Source organism: Novosphingobium sp. KCTC 2891 (assembly GCF_025938155.1).
Classification (GTDB): Bacteria; Pseudomonadota; Alphaproteobacteria; order Sphingomonadales; family Sphingomonadaceae; genus Novosphingobium.
Genome location: NZ_JAPCZG010000002.1, coordinates 249,834 through 266,823 on the forward strand (window position 1 = coordinate 249,834; position 16,990 = coordinate 266,823).

The window sequence follows — 16,990 nt, forward strand, 5'->3', positions numbered from 1 at the left end:
GCGTTCAGAGCATTCCCAACTCGAGCTTGGCTTCGTCGCTCATCTTCTGCGGGTCCCACGGCGGATCCCAGACGAGATTCACCTCTGCGTCGCGCACGCCGGGCACGGCGGCCACGCGCAGTTCGACTTCACCGGGCATCGATTCGGCCACCGGGCAATGCGGCGTGGTGAGCGTCATCGTCACGGTGACGTGCGCCTCCTCGTCCACATCGACGCCGTAGATCAGGCCCAGGTCGTAGATGTTCACCGGAATTTCCGGATCGAAGATCTCGCGCAGGCTGGCGATCACGCCATCATAGATCGCACCGCCCGGTTCGCCCGCTCCGGCTTCCTGCGGCTTTTCAGCCAGGAAACCTTCGAGATAGTCGCGCTTGCGCCCGAGCTTCTCCGCTGCGGTTTCCTCGACGGCGTCCTCCACGAAGGCGCGGCGGGGCGCCGCAACGCCTTCCACTTCCTCGATCGAGAATTTGGGATCCTCGCCACTCATCCGAATATCCTCATCGTCCTTTCGATGCCGCGCACGAGCGCGGTCACGTCGCTTTCATCGCTGTAGATGCCGAAGCTGGCGCGGGCGGTTGCCGGCACGCCAAGGTGTTCCATCAAGGGCTGCGCGCAGTGGTGCCCGGCGCGGATCGCCACGTTCTCCTCATCGAGGATCGTGCCGAGATCGTGCGGATGCACCCCGTCGATCGCGAAGCTGACGATGCCGGCGCTTTCCTCTGGCCCGAACAGGCGCAGCGTGTTGAAGCGCGAGAGTTCGGCCCGCGCCCTTGCCACCAGCGCCGCTTCGTGCGCGTGGATCGCGCCCAGCCCCGTTGCTTGCACGAAATCGACCGCGACGCCCAGACCGATTGCCTCGACGATGGCAGGCGTGCCCGCTTCGAAGCGCTGCGGCGCGGGTGCCCAAGTGGTCTTTTCGAACGTGACGCGGTCGATCATCGAACCACCGCCCTGCCAGGGCTGCATGGCATCGAGGATGGCGCCGCGCGCCCACAGCGCGCCGATGCCGGTCGGGCCGTAGAGCTTGTGCCCCGAAAAGGCGTAGAAATCGCAGCCCAGCGCCTTCACGTCGACCGGCAGGCGGGCCACCGCCTGGCAGCCATCGAGCAGGATCTTCGCGCCGACGGCGTGCGCCAGTTCCACCGCGCGCCGCGCATCGAGCACCGAGCCGAGCACGTTCGACACGTGCGCGAAGGCGACGAGCTTGTGCGCCGGGGTCAGCATGGCCTGCGCCGCATCGAGGTCGATTCGTCCGTCCTCGGTCAGCGGGCAGACATCGATGGCGATGCCGGTGCGCTGCTGGATCAACTGCCACGGCACGATGTTGGAATGGTGTTCAAGGCGCGACAGCAGCACGCGGTCGCCGGGCTTCAGGTTCGCCAGCCCCCAGCTCTGCGCGACGAGGTTGATCGCCTCGGTCGCGCCGCGGGTGAAGACGATCTCGCCCTCCTCGCCGCCGACCAGCCCCGCAACCTTGCGGCGGGCGGCCTCGAACGCCAGCGTCATCTCGGCCGAGCGGGTATAGACCCCGCGGTGGACGGTGGCGTAGTCGGTGCCGATGGCGCGGGTGACGGCATCAATCACCACTTGCGGCTTCTGCGCGGTGGCGGCCGTATCGAGATAGTGCCAGCGGGTGCCGTCCGGCCCCGCCAGACCCGGCCAGTCGGCCGCGCGGCTCAGCGTCGCGGTGCTCACAACAGGTCTCCCAGCGCGGCGAGCGCGGCCTCGGTCAAGGCGTCCTCGTCGGGCGCGCCGACGAAAGCCTCGGCGATGAAGGCCTGGAGCATCAGCTTCTTGGCCTCGGCCGGGGGAAGCCCGCGCGACTGGAGGTAGAACAGGCCCTGCGCGTCAAGCTCGCCCACCGCGCAGCCGTGCGCGCACTTGACGTCATCGGCGTAGATTTCGAGTTCGGGCCGCGCGTTTGCGGTGGCGGTGCGATCGAGCAGCATGGCGCGGATCGACTGTTCGCCGTCCGTGCCCACGGCGCCGCGTTCCACCACCACGCGGCCAAGGTAGGTGCCGGTTGCCTTGCCGGCGAGGACCGAGCGCACCACCTGCCGCGAGGTCGCGTCGGGCTGGGCGTGGACCACCTCGGTCACGATTTCGAGCGTCTGGTCGCCGCCGCCCAGCTGCGCCGCGCCAAGGTGGAAGCGCGCGCCCTTGCCCAGCGTGACTTTCACCGCCAGCCGGCCATAGGCGCGGCCCGCGTTGAGCAGGCGCAGGTCGTATTCCGCACCGTCGCCCAGCACAATCTCGATCTCGCGCGCCTGCGCAGCGCCGCCATCGGCCACCACGGCGAGCGCGCCGCTGGTCCCCGCCGGCACCGCGATCCGCTCCGCCGCCAGCGGCCAGAGCGTTTCGAGCGCGGCAAGGTCGGCATAGCGATACGCCTCGTCCTTGCGCGTGGGGAGCACGGCCAGCGTCATGCGGCGACGGCCTCGTAGCCCTGCTCTTCGAGCTGGAGCGCCAGTTCCGGGCCGCCCGACTTGACGATCCGCCCGCCCGCGAGGACGTGGACGAAGTCCGGCTTCACATAGTCGAGCAGGCGCTGGTAGTGGGTGATCAGCAGCACCGCCTTGTCAGGCTTGCGCATGATCGCGTTGATCCCTTCGCCGCAGATGCGCAGCGCATCGATGTCGAGCCCGGAATCGGTCTCGTCCAGGATCGCCAGCTTGGGATCGAGGATGCCCATCTGCACCATCTCGGCGCGCTTCTTCTCGCCGCCGGAAAAGCCGACGTTCACCGGGCGCTTGAGCATTTCCATGTCCATGCGCAGCAGGCCGGCCTTTTCCTTCGCCAGCCGCAGGAACTCGCCGCCCGAAAGCGGGGCTTCGCCGCGTGCCCCGCGCTGCGCGTTCAGCGCCTCGCGCAGGAACTGGACGTTCGACACGCCGGGGATTTCGACCGGGTACTGGAAGCCCAGGAACAGGCCCGCGGCGGCGCGTTCGTGCGGCGCCATCGCGAGCAGGTCCTGCCCGTCGAAATCGACGCTGCCGCCGGTCACTTCGTAGCCCGGCCGCCCGCCAAGGGTATAGGCCAGCGTGGACTTGCCCGCGCCGTTCGGCCCCATGATCGCGTGGATCTCGCCGGCGCCGATGGAGAGCGACAGACCCTTGAGAATGGGCTTGCCCGCGATTTCGTTGGAGAGATCCTTAATCGTCAGCATTGCGTTTTCCGGTGGTGCAATTGGCAAGGTAATCGGCGCGAACCTCGTCGAAGAGGTCGCGCCAGCTCTTTTCGGTCGCCCGCGCGTCGTCGAGCTGCTTCTGCCGCCCATCGAGCTGCGCCAGCGCAGTGCCCGTGGTGACCTGCCCGCTCGGCGTGGTCGACGACGGGCCGGACAGGACGGTGGAACGCTCCTGCGCAATGGCGCGCTGTTCGGCATAGGCGGCAGCGGCGAACTTGGTGCGGCGGTGCGGCTCACCCCGGATCAGGCTGCGCATTTCCACCCGGTCACACGCCTTGACCGCTTCCAGCGCGGGGGCCGGATCGGGCACGTCGATGCCAAGCAGGAGGAGCGGCAGCGCAATCACGGGCGCGGGGTCCGGGGCCGCGACGGGCCGGAGTATCCGAAATCCTGTCGCCCGGAATCAGCCCGGCCATAGGCGGGACGAGGCGCGAAGCCGCGACCGGCACGGAGCGGACGGGGCGGCGGACGCAGCGCATCGGCGGCGGCGCGGACCTGCTCCAGCGCACCCGCCGGGTCTGCCAGCACGGCCTCCGGATCGAGCCGCAGCACGGTCAGCCCCTGCTCGGCGAGCTTGCGGTCGTCGCGCTCGGCAATCACCGGATCGCCGCCCAGCATCACCGCGAGCTTGCGCTGCCGGCACTGGAAATCGACGATGGTCGATCCCGCAACGGCCTTGCGCTTGAACGTGACGCCGGGGATGGCGCCATCGACCAGCAGGTCCGACAGGCGCTGCTCCGCCTCCGAGGGATTGCGGCGCTGCTCGCGCGCGACATCGTGGATCCGGTCGAGCCGCGAGGCCGAGATGGTGCGCTTCGCCCTGGGCGCGGCGGCATCATCGCCGGCCGGAGCGCCGGTGCGGATGGAAAGCGTTTTCTTCAACCGACCGATCCTTCAAGACTGATGCCGAGCAGCTTTTGCGCTTCCACGGCGAATTCCATTGGCAACTGCTGCAGCACCTCGCGCGCGAAGCCGTTGACGATCAGCGCGACGGCGTCTTCCTGGGCGAGGCCGCGCTGCATCGCGTAGAACAGCTGGTCGTCCGAGATCTTGCTCGTCGTCGCCTCGTGCTCGATCGTGGCGGAAGGATTGCGCACTTCGATATAGGGCACGGTATGCGCGCCGCACTCCGCACCCAGCAGCAGCGAATCGCACTGGGTGAAGTTGCGCACGCCTTCCGCCTGCGGGGCGACGCGGACGAGGCCGCGATAGGTGTTGTTGCTCTTGCCCGCGCTGATCCCCTTGGACACGATGGTCGAGCGCGACCCCTTGCCGTTGTGGATCATCTTGGTGCCGGTATCGGCCTGCTGATAGTTGTTGGTGACGGCGACGGAATAGAACTCGCCGACCGAATTCTCGCCGTTGAGCACGCACGAGGGATATTTCCACGTGATCGCGGAGCCGGTTTCCACCTGCGTCCACGAAACCTTGGACCGCGCGCCCTGGCACAGCGCGCGCTTGGTCACGAAGTTGTAGATGCCGCCCTTCCCCTGCGCATCGCCGGGATACCAGTTCTGCACGGTGGAATACTTGATCTCGGCATCGTCGAGCGCGACCAGTTCCACCACCGCCGCGTGCAGCTGGTTCTCATCGCGCTGCGGCGCGGTGCAGCCTTCGAGGTAGGAAACGTAGGAGCCCTTGTCGGCCACGATCAGGGTGCGTTCGAACTGGCCGGTGTTTTCCGCGTTGATGCGGAAATAAGTCGACAGCTCCATCGGGCAGCGCACGCCTTCGGGGATGTAGACGAAGGTGCCGTCGGAAAAGACCGCGCAGTTCAGTGCGGCGAAGTAGTTGTCGTGCATCGGCACGACCTTGCCCAGCCAGCGCTTCACCTGTTCCGGGTATTCGCGGATCGCCTCGCTGATCGAGCGGAAGATGACGCCGGCGGCTTCCAGTTCCTTGCGGAAGGTGGTGGCGACTGAGACGCTGTCGAACACCGCGTCGACCGCGATCTTGCGCGCACCTTCCACGCCGGCGAGCACTTTCTGCTCCTCCAGCGGGATGCCGAGCTTCTCGTAGATGCGCAGGATTTCGGGATCGACCTCGTCGAGGCTGCCGAGCGCCTTCTTCTGCTTGGGCGCGGCCCAGTAATAGGCTTCCTGGTAGTCGATCGGCGGGATCGACAGCTTGGCCCAGTCGGGCGTGGGCATGGTCAGCCAGTGGCGATAGGCCTTGAGCCGCCACTCGAGCATCCACTCCGGCTCGTCCTTCTTCGCCGAGATGAAGCGGACGGTATCCTCGGACAGGCCCTTCGGCCCGTACTCCTGCTCGATATCGGAGACCCAGCCGTGCTCGTAATCCGCCACGCGGGCGGCGGCATCGCGCGCAGCCTGGTCCTTGATCGCTTCTTCGCTCATGCACTCAACTCGGGCGTAAGGGGAACGGGGCGGGCCAGCTGGACCAGCGAGACGCCGGCCAGCGCACCGCGCAAGGCGGCATCGACCAGCGGCCAGTGCGGGCGGACGTTGCAGGCCGCCTCCAGCGTGCAGTCGTTGCGCCCGTGGGTGCTGCATGTGGCGAGCGCGATCGGCCCTTCGACCGCCTCGACAATGTCCGCCAGGGTGATCGCGGCCGCCGGGCGGGCCAGCTTGAAGCCGCCGCCCGCGCCGCGCACGGACTTGAGCAGGCCGGCCGAAGACAGCTTGCTGACCAGCTTCTGCACCGTGGGCAGGGGCAATCCGGTTTCATCCGCCAGCTGCTGGGCGTTGACGCGCGCGTGGCCGCAATGGCGCGCGGCGGCGCTCATCGTGACGACGGCATAGTCTGCCATGCTGGAAAGTCGCATCTGGCGCCCCGGAGGAAAGGCCCGACTCCATAATCGGACCGGATCGTTCCGGTTATCTAGGCGCGCTGGCCGGCAAGCGCAAGGACGCCGCCGCCTGTCGTTTGTCTCAGGCGCCGAAGCCGGGCGGCATTGCGGCGATCCGGGGCTTCACCTCCCGGAAATTGCGCAAGTCGAGCAGGGCCGACAGCACCGGCAGGTCCGGCGCACCAAGCCGTGCCGGAGTCCGTCCCGTGAAGAGGCGCAGTTCGCGGATCATGTGCGGCTGGTCGTAGAATTGCTCCGCCACCAGCGCCAGCTCGTCCGGGCTGGTGCCGGGGTGGGCCAGCAGCGCGGCGGCCCGCAGCGCGCGGTACTTTCGCGCCAGCTGCTTGGGCGGGAGGCCGAAATACTTGTCCACCAGCCGTTGCAGCTGGCGCGGCGAATAGGGGGCGCGGGCCAGAAGATCATCGACCTTGGGCGAAAGCGAGCCGCCCATCCATTCCGCCACCTGCCCGATCAGCGCGATGTGCGCCGCCGGAACCGGGCGCATCAACGGTGCCAGCGCCTCGGACGCCATCGCCACCATCGCCTCGTTCGAAATGCCCGGTCCGTTGTAGGCCGCAGTCAGCGCCTCCCCGAAAGCCTGCAACGGCTCGCCGATCAGTTCGGCAGCGTTGCGCATCCGATTGCCGTGGTCGGAGGCCGAAAGGCCGCCGGTGAGCGCGGCCCAGCCCAGCGGTGAAAGGGCCGCGCCGAAGGTGTGCCACGGCCCTTCCATCAGGATCGGCGCGGCGGCGGACAAGGGCGTCACCAGATTGACGAGGTGGCTGGCATCGACCGTGCCGTCGCGCAGGAACAGCTCACCCCGGCCGCGCATGAACACCGCGAGAAGGCCCACGCCCGCAGGCTGGACGTCGGCGATATGCGTCTCGTCGCAGCGGAACAGGAAGAAGGTGGTGACGAACGGCGCCATTTCCGGCGGCGGCGCAAGATAGTCCAGCTGGATCAGCGAGGGGCTGATCAGCCGCTCCTGCGCGAGCAGCGCCCGCTTGCGCGCGCTGTCGCCGAGGCGCGCATCAGCGGCCTCTGTCATGTTGATTTGGCGCCCCATTTGATCTGGATTCAACGCGCAATCACCGGCCACTGTCAAGCGAGCGACCATGGTGCATTGCGAAACGGACCAAAAAAGGGCGGCCGCACCGGATCGGCACGGCCGCCTTGAAGTCGAGAACCCGATACATCACTGCACCGAGCCCTTCGGGTCGCACGGTTCGTCTATGTCATGGACCGATTCGGGAATTGTATGGATTCGACAAAATCGGTGGCGAACCTGCAACAGCACGAAAGAAAAGGCATATCCGGCGGCAGAAGTGATAATTTGGTTACAATTGTGTCTTGGCGCGAAGCTTCGCAGACGCAATAGGAAGCGCTCTTCCCACCCTGCCAGGGACACCATCAAAGCCCGATGCTCTACTCTGCCCTCCGGCCGCTGCTGTTCCGCATTCCCGCCGAGCCTGCCCACCGCCTGACCATCGCCGCGCTTCGAGTCGTGCCGATGGGCGGGCGCGCCACGCCCGAGCCCGCGCTGGCCCAGCGCGTGGCGGGGCTGGTGTTCCCCAACCCGGTCGGCATGGCACCGGGCTTCGACAAGAATGCCGAGGTGCCGGACGAGCTGTTCGACCTGGGCTTCGGCTTCGTGGAGATCGGCACGGTCACCCCGCGCCCGCAGGAGGGCAATCCCAAGCCGCGCCTGTTCCGGCTGGTCGAAGACCGCGCGGTGATCAATCGCATGGGCTTCAACAACGACGGCGCGGACGCGGTCGCGCAGCGCCTCCGCAAGCGGCTGGGCAAGCCGGGCATCCTTGGCGCCAATATCGGCGCCAACAAGGATTCGCCCGACCGCATCGCCGATTACGCACAGATGACCCGGATCATGGCCCCGCTGGCCAACTACCTGACGGCCAACATCAGTTCGCCCAACACCCCCGGCCTGCGCGCACTGCAGGACGAAGGCGCGCTGAACGAACTGCTCGACGCGGTGATCGAGGCGCGCGGCACCAACCCGGCGCCGATCTTCCTCAAACTCGCGCCCGATCTCGAACGCGCGGACATCGATGCGATCTGCCGGATCGCGCTCGACAAGCGGCTCGATGCGCTGATCGTGTCGAACACCACCATCGCCCGTCCGCCGCTGCGCTCGCGCCACGCGGGCGAGACCGGCGGCCTTTCGGGCGAGCCGCTGCGCGAGATGGCGCTCCAGCGCCTGCGCGAGTTCCGCAAGGCGAGCGGCGGGGCCATCCCGCTGATCGGCGTGGGCGGCATCGCCAGCGCGGACGATGCCTGGGCGCGCATTCGCGCCGGTGCCAGCCTGGTGCAGATCTACAGCGCCATGGTCTATGCCGGACCGGGGCTGGCCCGCCGGATCGTGAACGGCCTGGCCAAAAGGGTTCGCGCCGAAGGGCTGACCAGCATTGCCGAGGCGGTCGGCACCGAATAGCCTTGCGGGCATGAATCTTCGCCCGTTCCGGTCGCTGGCGCTGCTCGCGCCTCTTTCGCTCGCCGCCTGCGTCATGCCGCCGCAGGGCTATGCCCCGATGCTGCCCGCCGCCGGTCCGCCCGCCATCGGCCTTGCCGACAGCGCCGAAGTCGGCACGCGGGGCCTTGTTTCCGCCGCTGATCCCCGCGCGGCGGATGCGGGCGCGCAGATGCTGCGTCTGGGCGGATCGGCCACCGACGCGGCGATCGCCACGATGCTGGCGCTCAACGTGGTCGAGCCGCAAAGCTCGGGCATTGGCGGCGGCGGCTTCCTGGTCACCAGCGATGCGGCCGGCATGGTCGAGACGATCGACGGGCGCGAGACGGCACCTGCGGCGGCCGGGCCGCAATGGTTCTACGCCGATGGCAAGCCGCTGCCGATCATGGAGGCGATCCCCGGCGGGCGTAGCGTGGGCGCACCCGGCTCGCTGCGGCTGGCCGCGATGGCGCACGGCAAGCACGGGCGCATCGCCTGGCGCACGCTGTTCCAGCCCGCGATCCGCCTCGCCCGCGACGGCTTCATCATGACCGAACGGCTGCACATGATGCTGGCCCGCTACCCCGGCACCGGCGCGCTCGATCCGGCGGGACGCGCACTCTATTACGGCGCCGATGGCCAGCCGAAGCCGGCGGGCACGCTCATCCGCAACCCCGCGCTGGCGGACTTCCTCGAACAGGTGTCCGCGCGCGGCGCCTCCGCCTTCTATGCCGGGGACAACGCGGAGACCATCGCCGCCAAGATCGGCACCGCCCCGCGCAACCCGGCCCCCACCACCACGGCAGACATTGCCGCCTACCGCGCGGTGGCGCGCGATCCGGTTTGCGGACACTATCGCCAGTACCGCGTCTGCGGCATGGGCCCGCCCTCGTCGGGCGCGACCACGGTGTTCGCGGTGCTCAAGCAGCTTGAACGCTTCGACCTCACCGCGCTCGGCCCCGACAATCCGGTGGCCTGGCACCTGCTCGCCGAATCCGAGCGGCTCGCCTATGCCGACCGCGACCAGTATCTTGCCGACCCCGGCTTCGTCAGCGTGCCGGTCGCCGGCCTGACCGACTCCACCTACCTCGCCTCTCGTTCGGCGCTGATTTCGGACAAGGCCACGATTCCCGCCGTGTCGCCCGGCACGCCGCCGCGCGCCACGGCCCGGCTCGCACCCGCGCCGCAGCAGGAGGAACACGGCACCTCGCACTTCGTGGTGGTCGACCGGCAGGGCAATGCCGCCAGCTATACCTCGACCATCGAGAGCGCGTTCGGATCGGGCCTCGTCGTCAACGGCTACTTCCTCAACAACGAGCTGACCGACTTCAACATCGTGCCCGACAAGGACGGCGTGCCCACCGCCAACCGGGTGGAAGCCGGCAAGCGGCCGCGCAGTTCGATGGCGCCGACGCTGGTGTTCGGGGCGGACGGCAAACTGGTCCTCGCGGTGGGTGCAGCGGGCGGCGCGACGATCCCGGTGCAGGTGATCAAGACGATCATCGGCGTGCTCGACTGGCGCCTGCCCGCCGCGCAGGCGATCGCGCTGCCGGTGCTGTTCGCGCCCGGCGGAGACACCGTGTTCGTCGAGCAGGGCAGCAAGCTGGAGGCAATGATCCCGGCACTGCTCGCGCTTGGCCATGCCAAGGTCATCCCGCGCGAGATGCCGCTCAAGACCAACGCCATCGAGCGCATCGGCACCCGCTGGCAGGGTGCGGCTGACCCGCGTAGCGAAGGTGCCGCAATCGCCGAGTAAGACGTCGGAAGGGTGTAGGCCGCCGCCCCCAAGCCCCGACTTGCCGTTGCGGCGGGCCAACTCTAGGCTCTGCCGAAACGAAAAGCGGGGCCGGGCGTAATGGGCGCACGCACCCGCTCTGGGGACGAGGACTACATCTTGGTCGAGCTTACCGATTTCGCCGGGTACCCGAATCTGGTTGCCATGTTCCTCGATCGCGCACGCGCGGCGGGCGAGGCGCCGTTCCTGTGGGCGAAGCACGACGGGAAATGGCACTCGCAGAGCTGGCGCAAGGCGGCGGACCAGGTCTGCCTGCTGGCCCACAACTTGCGCGCGCTGGGCCTGAAGGACGGCGACCGGGTGGTGATCGTCTCGGAAAACCGGCCCGAATGGTGCATTGCCGATCTCGCGATCATGGCAGCCGGCCTTGTCACCGTGCCGACCTACACCACCAACACCGAACGCGATCACATCCATATCCTGGAGAACTCGGGTGCGCGGGCGGTGATCGTCTCGACCGCCAAGCTCGCCCAGCCGCTGCTCGCCGCCGCGCTGCGCGCGCCTTGCGCCGAACACGTGATCGGGATCGAGCCGCTGCGCCAGATGCAGGCGGGGGTCCTGGCCTTCCATGACTGGGCTGCGATGATCGCAGGCGATGCCGCCTCCGCCCGCGCCGAGGTCGAACGCCGGATCGCCGGGATCGGCCGCAGCCAGACCGCCTGCCTGATCTACACCAGCGGCACCGGCGGCGCGCCGCGCGGCGTGATGCAGCACCACGGTGCGATCCTTGCCAACGTGGAAGGCGCGGCGGAAATCCTGGTGCAGGACTTCGGCGTGAAGGACGAGGTGTTCCTCTCGTTCCTGCCGCTGAGCCACGCCTACGAACACACCGGCGGGCAATACCTGCCGATCGGCATCGGCGCGCAGATCTACTACGCCGAGGGGCTGGAAAAGCTGGCCAGCAACATCGAGGAAACCCGCCCGACGATCATGGTCGTCGTGCCCCGCCTGTTCGAAGTGCTGCGCACGCGGATCATGAAGCAGGTGGAAAAGCAGGGGAAGCTGGCCAACTACCTGATGGGCCGCGCGCTGGCGATCGGCGAGCGCAAGGCGCAGGGACGCGGGCGGATCACCGACGCGCCGATGAACCTGGTGCTGGATGCGGTGCTGCGGCCGAAGATTCGCCAGCGCTTCGGCGGACGCATCAAGGCGATGGTTTCGGGCGGCGCGCCGCTCAATCCCGACGTGGGCGTGTTCTTCGACGCGATGGGGCTGACCATGCTCCAGGGCTATGGCCAGACCGAGGCCGGCCCGGTGATCTCGTGCAACCGGCCCCGCGCCGGGCTGAAGATGGACACCGTCGGCCCGCCGATGAAGGGGGTCGAAGTGAAGATCGCCGAGGACGGCGAGATCCTCGTGCGCGGGGAACTGGTCATGCACGGCTACTGGCAGAACCCGGCCGAAACCGCGCGCGCGCTGCAGGACGGCTGGCTGCATACGGGCGACATCGGCCACATCGACGAGCGCGGCCGCATCCGGATCACCGACCGCAAGAAGGACATGATCGTCAACGACAAGGGCGACAACGTCTCCCCGCAGAAGATCGAGGGGATGCTGACGCTCCAGCCGGAAATCGCGCAGGCGATGGTTTCGGGCGACAAGCGGCCCTACATCGTCGGCCTGATCGTGCCCGACCCGGAATGGGCGCTCGACTGGGCACGCGCGCAGGGCGAGCACTTCAATTTCAAGGAGTTGCAGGACCTTCCCGCCTTCCGCAACGCGGTGCGCGCGGCGGTGGACCGGGTGAACAAGGACCTTTCGGTGATCGAGAAGGTGCGCCAGTTCGCCTTCGCCGACGAGGCTTTCGGGATCGACAACGAGGAGATGACCCCCTCGATGAAAATCCGCCGCCACAAGATCCGCGAGCGCTACGGCGCGCGGATCGACGGGCTCTACAAGAGCTGAGCGTCGGGGCGGCGGCGTTTCAGGAATTCAGAAGATCTCGAATTCCTCGGTCATGAAGACACAGGAATTGGGGAAGTCGATGAAGTTGCGCTCGTCCTCCAGCAGCATCAGCGCGGCGTCCTGACCTGCGGGCGAATTGCCCTTGGCGAAGTCCTCCATGCTGTCCCACCATAGTTCGGTGATACCGTCATAGGGTTCGCCAAGCCCGCGCGAGGGGCGGAACGCTTCGTTGTATTCGGGCAGGCGCGTGTGGCTCTGCACATAGCGGCGCGCGCCGATCTCGGCCGCGACAGAGCGCACTTTCGGCCCGTGCTGTTCGAGCCAGTAACGCTGAAATTCCTCGACCGAAATGTCGGCGCGTTTGCGGATGCAATAGACCATCTTGTACATGGCGGAGCCTCTCCCGTTGTTGTTTGACGGGGAACGTGGCCGAGGCACCGACCGATGGCAAGCAGGCTGGCGCGGCCTCAGGCCGCCGCCTCCACCTCCACGAATTCGGGAAAGAAGCGCGGCGCGCGGGCGGACCAGCCCGCGGCGGTGGCGGCTGCCTCGCTGATCGACTGCAGCAGACCCTTGCGCCGGTCGGGCCGCACCTGCGGCAAGGCGGCGGCCCCGCAGAACGCCGCCGGCAGCCAGGGCCGCACTTCAGCGCCAAGCAGGCGTTCGTAGAGGAAGCGGTAGGCCGAGAAGCTCGCGATATGATCCTGCGCCAGATCGAAAACGGAAAGACCGAGCAGCTTGCCCATGAAGCCTTCGAACCCGCCGGCGCCGAAATCCTCCGGCAGCGCGCGGCGCAGCGACGCGAGGTCCTGATAGGCGGCATACTGATCGCGAATCGAGGTCGCTTCGCTGGGCGTGCGCGCCCAGATTCGCAGCGCATCCTGCCGGCCCAGCCCGATGTCCAGACTGCGCCGGATGTAGCGCTGCTCGCCGGCGGTAAAGCCCGCGAATTCGCGCATTTCGGTGAGAATCAGCGAGGCGCTGTCGGTGCTCATGCCCAGATACTCCGGCCGGACGTGCAGGGGTATGCGCGTCTCGGCAGGAGCATCCTGCGCCGCCCTTGGTTAGGGCCGGGTTAATTAGTTAATCCGCGCCGCACCCAAGGCCTGGCCCAAGATTTCGTGCAGCAGCGGGTAACCTTGTTTGCAAACGGCCCGACCGGACCGGTCAGGCGTTGCGCGCCATCAGTCCGCCGTCCACCGGGATGGTGGCGCCGGTGAGGAACGAGGCCGCGGGCAGGCACAGGCTGAGCGTCATGTGCGCGACTTCCTCAGGCTGGCCATAACGGCGCAGCGCGGTGCGGCGCTTGGCATAGAGTTCCTTGTGCTCGTCCGAGATCGCGGCGGTCATCCCGGTGAGGATCGGGCCGGGACAGATGCAGTTGACGGTGATCCCTTCCTTGCCGAATTCCACCGCCAGGCTCCGCGTGAGGCCGGTGACGCCGGCCTTCGCCGCGCTGTAGGCGCTCTGGTGCAGCGTCGCGCCCAGCGCCTCGGTCGAGGCGATGTTGACGATGCGCGGGCTGTTCGACTTGCGCAGCCACGGCAGCGCGGCGCGGATCATCCGCTGGTGCGACGTGAGCAGGACCGCGATCGTCCGGTCCCACACCGCGTCATAGCCGGGATCTTCCAGCGGGGTCGCGCTGGCGATGCCGGCATTGTTGACCACCACGTCGATCCCGCCGAAACGCGCGGCGACCTCGCCCACGAACGCCTCGATCGCGGCGCGGTCGGTGATGTCGAGCTTCCACGCCTGCGCCGATCCGCCGGCGGCGCGGATTGCGGCGGCCACGGCTTCCACCGCATCGCCGTTGATGTCGCACAGCGCGACATTGGCGCCGTCGCGCGCGAAGACTTCGGCCGTGGCCTTGCCCATGCCGCTGCCCGCCCCGGTGACGATCGCGGTCAGCCCGGCGACACTGCGCGCGGGGTCCTTTTCCTGCATCCTTCTCTCCTGTCTTTTCTGGTCAAGCATGACTGCACGAAAAGACCGGCGGGGCAAGGGTGCGTCAGCGGCGGCGGTAGCGGAAGTACCAGACCTCGTGGCCGTAGACGTTGCGCGCCTTGGCTTCATAGCGCGTCTCCGGCCAGCCGCCGGGGCGCACCTGGAAGTCCCTGGGCTGCTGCGCCAGCCATTCGAACTGGTCGGTGTGACGGCGCATGACCATCAGCGCATGGCGCAGGTAGACCGCATGATCGGTGCCGAAGCGGAACTCGCCGCCCGGCTTCAGCTTGCGCGCGATCAGATCGACCGGACCGTCGTTCATCATGCGCCGCTTGGCGTGGCGCGCCTTGGGCCAGGGATCGGGATGGAGCAGGTAGAGGAACGACAGCGCGCCGTCGGGAATGCGGCTCAGCACTTCCAGCGCGTCGCCGTGGTGGATGCGGATATTGCGGATCGGCGCGTGCAGCGCCTGGCCATCCGAACCGCGATCGCCGTCGACGTGGGTCAGCGCCTGCGCCACGCCGTTGAGGAACGGCTCGGCGCCGATGAAGCCGTGATCGGGCAGCATGTCTGCGCGAAAGGCCATGTGCTCGCCGCCCCCGAAACCGATTTCGAAATGCAGGGGGCAATCGCGCCCGAACAGCCCCACTGCCGTCACCGGCCCTTCGGCGGGGACGGCGATCTGCGGCAGCAACTGGTCGACAAGGTCCTGCTGGCCCTGACGCAGGGGCTTGCCCTTGGCGCGGCCATAGAGGCGGTTGAGCGTGGTCGGATCACCGGGCTTGTAGGCGGTCATGCGCGGGGCCGATGACAGCGTGGGCGGCGTGGGTCAATGGCCGATGGCCACGCCGGGCAAAACGAAAACGGCCCGCACAAGGCGGGCCGTCCGGGGTAATCCAGCAATGTCCGGCCTGCGATCAGGCCGCTTCGATGGCCGCGAGATCGTCCGGATCGCGCAGCACGTAGCCGCGGCCCCAGACCGTCTCGATATAGTTTTCGCCGCCGCAGGCGTGCGCGAGCTTCTTGCGCAGCTTGCAGATGAACACGTCGATGATCTTGAGTTCCGGCTCGTCCATCCCGCCATAAAGGTGGTTGAGGAACATTTCCTTGGTCAGCGTGGTGCCCTTGCGCAGCGAAAGCAGCTCGAGCATCGCGTATTCCTTGCCGGTCAGGTGCACGCGCGCCGAATCGACCTCGACCGTCTTGGCGTCGAGATTGACCGAAAGCTTGCCCGTGCGGATGACCGACTGGGAGTGCCCCTTCGACCGGCGCACCACGGCGTGGATGCGGGCGATCAGTTCCTCGCGGTGGAAAGGCTTGGTCACATAGTCGTCGGCGCCGAAGCCGAACGAGCGGACCTTGGAATCCATTTCCGAAATGCCGGAAAGGATCAGCACCGGAGTCTGCACCTTGGCGACGCGCAGCTTCTTGAGCACGTCGTACCCATGCATGTCGGGCAGGTTCAGGTCGAGAAGGATGATATCGTAGTCGTAGAGCTTGCCGAGATCGAGGCCTTCTTCCCCGAGATCGGTTGAGTATACGTTGAACCCTTCGGCCGACAACATCAGCTCGATCGCCTTGGCGGTCGTCGGTTCGTCCTCGATCAGCAGCACGCGCATTGAAGTGCCCCCTCTATGCCATTCCCCGCGGCGGACCCCGTTAACCAGTTGCCAAAGGGTCTTGCCCGTCATTAACCATAGGACGAATGAACGTTAAAGGTTAATTTATCGTAATCGGATCGTGTGGACGAGGATCGTTTCCAGAACTTTCCGTGTGACTACGCAATATTGCGTATCCGCGACCACGGACGGCCCCAAGTAATCGCTCAGGCCCCCGCGACACCGATGCTGGCGGCGGCTTCGCGCAGCCTGCGCGCGCCCTGCTGGTCGTTGCGGAACGCGGCCAGCCCATCCTTGAGCGCCTGCGCGGCGCGGGCGGGTTCGCCCAGTTGCATCCGGCTGCGCATCAGCATGATCCAGCCTTCGGCATTGCCGGGATTCTTTTCCAGCTTGGCCTGAAGCCCATCGACCATGCCGCGAATCATCGCTTCCTGCTGCCCCTTGGGCAGGCCGGCGGCCGCTTTCATCTGGTCGGTGGAGGGACCGGGAATGGCGGCGGCGGCCACGCGCGGGCCATCGGTGACCATGCCGCCATAGGGCGCCGCGAATTGCGCTTCGGCCAGGCGCTTGCCCACGTTGATCTTGTACTTGTCGCCCACGTCGCGAATCACCTTTCGGATATCGTCGGCATAGGGCGCGTCGGAGGGCGTATCGGCGAGCAGCGCAAACCACGCATCGATGGCGCGGCGGTGCTGCCCGGCAAGGTCCATCGCCACCGCCTTGAAATAGCGCGCGCGCGCATCCTTGGGATCGAGCTTGAGCGCCTTGTCGAAAGCGGCGCGCGCATCGGGGGGGATGCGCCCTTCGGTGTCGCTGGCGAGAACCAGCGCCTCGCCCAGGAACGAGAAGGTCTCGGCATGCTCGGGATCGAGCTTGGTCGCCTGCTTGAGCGCGGTCGCCGCTTCGGCATAGCGTTCGGTCTGGAAATAGGACCAGCCGAGCATCCGCCAGCTCTCGGCGTCCTCGGGGTTTTCCTTGAGCCGGGTTTCCAGCTTGGCGATCACATTGTCGACCGAAGGCGCCTGGCTTTCCACCGGCGCGGGCGGCTGCACCGCCACGGCTTCCTGCTTCTGCCCGCGAAAGGCCGCGACGCCGCCCGCCACCAGCGCAACCACGGCGGCCAGTCCGAGCAACACCTTGCCGGCCCGGCCCTGCCCCGAAGCGCGGGGCGTGGCGGCGGCATCCGCACCCGGTCCGGCGCCGGCGGGCGCTTCACGGTCGGGAACGGTATTGGCCTCGGTCATCGCGCACTCCTGGCCCCTGC

At 67.7% G+C, this 16,990-nt stretch carries 18 protein-coding genes; 3 read left to right on the forward strand and 15 right to left on the reverse strand.

The window, feature by feature from the left end; genetic code table 11:
- Positions 1-4 precede the first annotated feature (4 nt).
- The 9 genes from OLX02_RS04850 to OLX02_RS04890 all read right to left on the reverse strand — a co-directional run bounded on the left by OLX02_RS04850 (position 5) and on the right by OLX02_RS04890 (position 7,044).
- Positions 5-487 (reverse strand): SUF system Fe-S cluster assembly protein, encoded by a 483-nt coding sequence (locus OLX02_RS04850; RefSeq protein WP_264420697.1) that lies wholly within the window; start codon positions 485-487, stop codon positions 5-7.
- Positions 484-1,695: an aminotransferase class V-fold PLP-dependent enzyme gene (locus OLX02_RS04855; protein WP_264420699.1), complete on the reverse strand. Its 1,212-nt coding sequence runs from the start codon at positions 1,693-1,695 to the stop codon at positions 484-486. Before OLX02_RS04855 ends, OLX02_RS04850 begins: the two co-directional genes overlap by 4 nt.
- Positions 1,692-2,426: a SufD family Fe-S cluster assembly protein gene (locus tag OLX02_RS04860; RefSeq protein ID WP_264420700.1), complete on the reverse strand. Its 735-nt coding sequence runs from the start codon at positions 2,424-2,426 to the stop codon at positions 1,692-1,694. Before OLX02_RS04860 ends, OLX02_RS04855 begins: the two co-directional genes overlap by 4 nt.
- Complete coding sequence (gene sufC / locus OLX02_RS04865; RefSeq protein ID WP_264420702.1) at positions 2,423-3,166, reverse strand: Fe-S cluster assembly ATPase SufC; 744 nt, start codon at positions 3,164-3,166, stop codon at positions 2,423-2,425. Before sufC ends, OLX02_RS04860 begins: the two co-directional genes overlap by 4 nt.
- Entirely contained in the window at positions 3,153-3,533 is a 381-nt protein-coding gene (locus OLX02_RS04870; RefSeq protein ID WP_264420704.1) for a hypothetical protein, read from the reverse strand. Before OLX02_RS04870 ends, sufC begins: the two co-directional genes overlap by 14 nt.
- Positions 3,530-4,069 carry an endonuclease domain-containing protein gene (locus tag OLX02_RS04875; RefSeq protein WP_264420706.1) on the reverse strand — a complete coding sequence of 180 codons (540 nt, stop codon included), beginning with the start codon at positions 4,067-4,069 and terminating at the stop codon, positions 3,530-3,532. The genes OLX02_RS04870 and OLX02_RS04875 overlap by 4 nt, the downstream gene beginning before the upstream one ends.
- Positions 4,066-5,544, reverse strand: a complete 1,479-nt coding sequence (gene sufB / locus OLX02_RS04880; protein WP_264420708.1) for a Fe-S cluster assembly protein SufB — start codon at positions 5,542-5,544, stop codon at positions 4,066-4,068. Before sufB ends, OLX02_RS04875 begins: the two co-directional genes overlap by 4 nt.
- The gene (locus OLX02_RS04885) at positions 5,541-5,972 is read right to left on the reverse strand and encodes an SUF system Fe-S cluster assembly regulator (protein ID WP_264420728.1); all 432 of its coding nucleotides are present in this window, start codon (positions 5,970-5,972) and stop codon (positions 5,541-5,543) included. Before OLX02_RS04885 ends, sufB begins: the two co-directional genes overlap by 4 nt.
- A gap of 106 nt (positions 5,973-6,078) precedes the next feature.
- Positions 6,079-7,044, reverse strand: coding sequence for a helix-turn-helix domain-containing protein (locus OLX02_RS04890; RefSeq protein WP_264420730.1), 966 nt, complete (start codon positions 7,042-7,044; stop codon positions 6,079-6,081).
- 372 nt (positions 7,045-7,416) lie between these two features.
- Here OLX02_RS04890 and OLX02_RS04895 point away from each other — a divergent pair, with 372 nt between their 5' ends.
- The 3 genes from OLX02_RS04895 (at position 7,417) to OLX02_RS04905 (ending at position 12,163) form a co-directional block, all read left to right on the forward strand.
- Positions 7,417-8,448, forward strand: a complete 1,032-nt coding sequence (locus tag OLX02_RS04895) for a quinone-dependent dihydroorotate dehydrogenase (RefSeq protein WP_264420732.1) — start codon at positions 7,417-7,419, stop codon at positions 8,446-8,448.
- Between the two features lie 10 nt (positions 8,449-8,458).
- The gene (ggt, locus tag OLX02_RS04900) at positions 8,459-10,219 is read left to right on the forward strand and encodes a gamma-glutamyltransferase (RefSeq protein WP_264420733.1); all 1,761 of its coding nucleotides are present in this window, start codon (positions 8,459-8,461) and stop codon (positions 10,217-10,219) included.
- A 99-nt stretch (positions 10,220-10,318) separates the two neighbouring features.
- On the forward strand, positions 10,319-12,163 hold the full coding sequence (locus OLX02_RS04905) for an AMP-dependent synthetase/ligase (protein ID WP_413630065.1): 1,845 nt from the start codon (positions 10,319-10,321) through the stop codon (positions 12,161-12,163).
- 27 nt (positions 12,164-12,190) lie between these two features.
- On the opposite strand, the gene OLX02_RS04910 is transcribed toward OLX02_RS04905, so the two are convergent.
- From OLX02_RS04910 to OLX02_RS04935, 6 genes are all read right to left on the reverse strand, one after another.
- Positions 12,191-12,553, reverse strand: a complete 363-nt coding sequence (locus tag OLX02_RS04910) for an EthD domain-containing protein (protein WP_264420735.1) — start codon at positions 12,551-12,553, stop codon at positions 12,191-12,193.
- A 77-nt stretch (positions 12,554-12,630) separates the two neighbouring features.
- Complete coding sequence (locus OLX02_RS04915) at positions 12,631-13,158, reverse strand: hypothetical protein (protein ID WP_264420737.1); 528 nt, start codon at positions 13,156-13,158, stop codon at positions 12,631-12,633.
- Between the two features lie 172 nt (positions 13,159-13,330).
- Entirely contained in the window at positions 13,331-14,107 is a 777-nt protein-coding gene (locus OLX02_RS04920; protein WP_264420739.1) for an SDR family NAD(P)-dependent oxidoreductase, read from the reverse strand.
- Between the two features lie 64 nt (positions 14,108-14,171).
- The gene (trmB, locus tag OLX02_RS04925) at positions 14,172-14,903 is read right to left on the reverse strand and encodes a tRNA (guanine(46)-N(7))-methyltransferase TrmB (RefSeq protein WP_264420741.1); all 732 of its coding nucleotides are present in this window, start codon (positions 14,901-14,903) and stop codon (positions 14,172-14,174) included.
- Positions 14,904-15,024: 121 nt separating this feature from the next.
- Positions 15,025-15,726, reverse strand: a complete 702-nt coding sequence (ctrA, locus tag OLX02_RS04930; protein WP_264420743.1) for a response regulator transcription factor CtrA — start codon at positions 15,724-15,726, stop codon at positions 15,025-15,027.
- Positions 15,727-15,932: 206 nt separating this feature from the next.
- Positions 15,933-16,970: a tetratricopeptide repeat protein gene (locus tag OLX02_RS04935; RefSeq protein WP_264420744.1), complete on the reverse strand. Its 1,038-nt coding sequence runs from the start codon at positions 16,968-16,970 to the stop codon at positions 15,933-15,935.
- Positions 16,971-16,990: the final 20 nt, after the last annotated feature.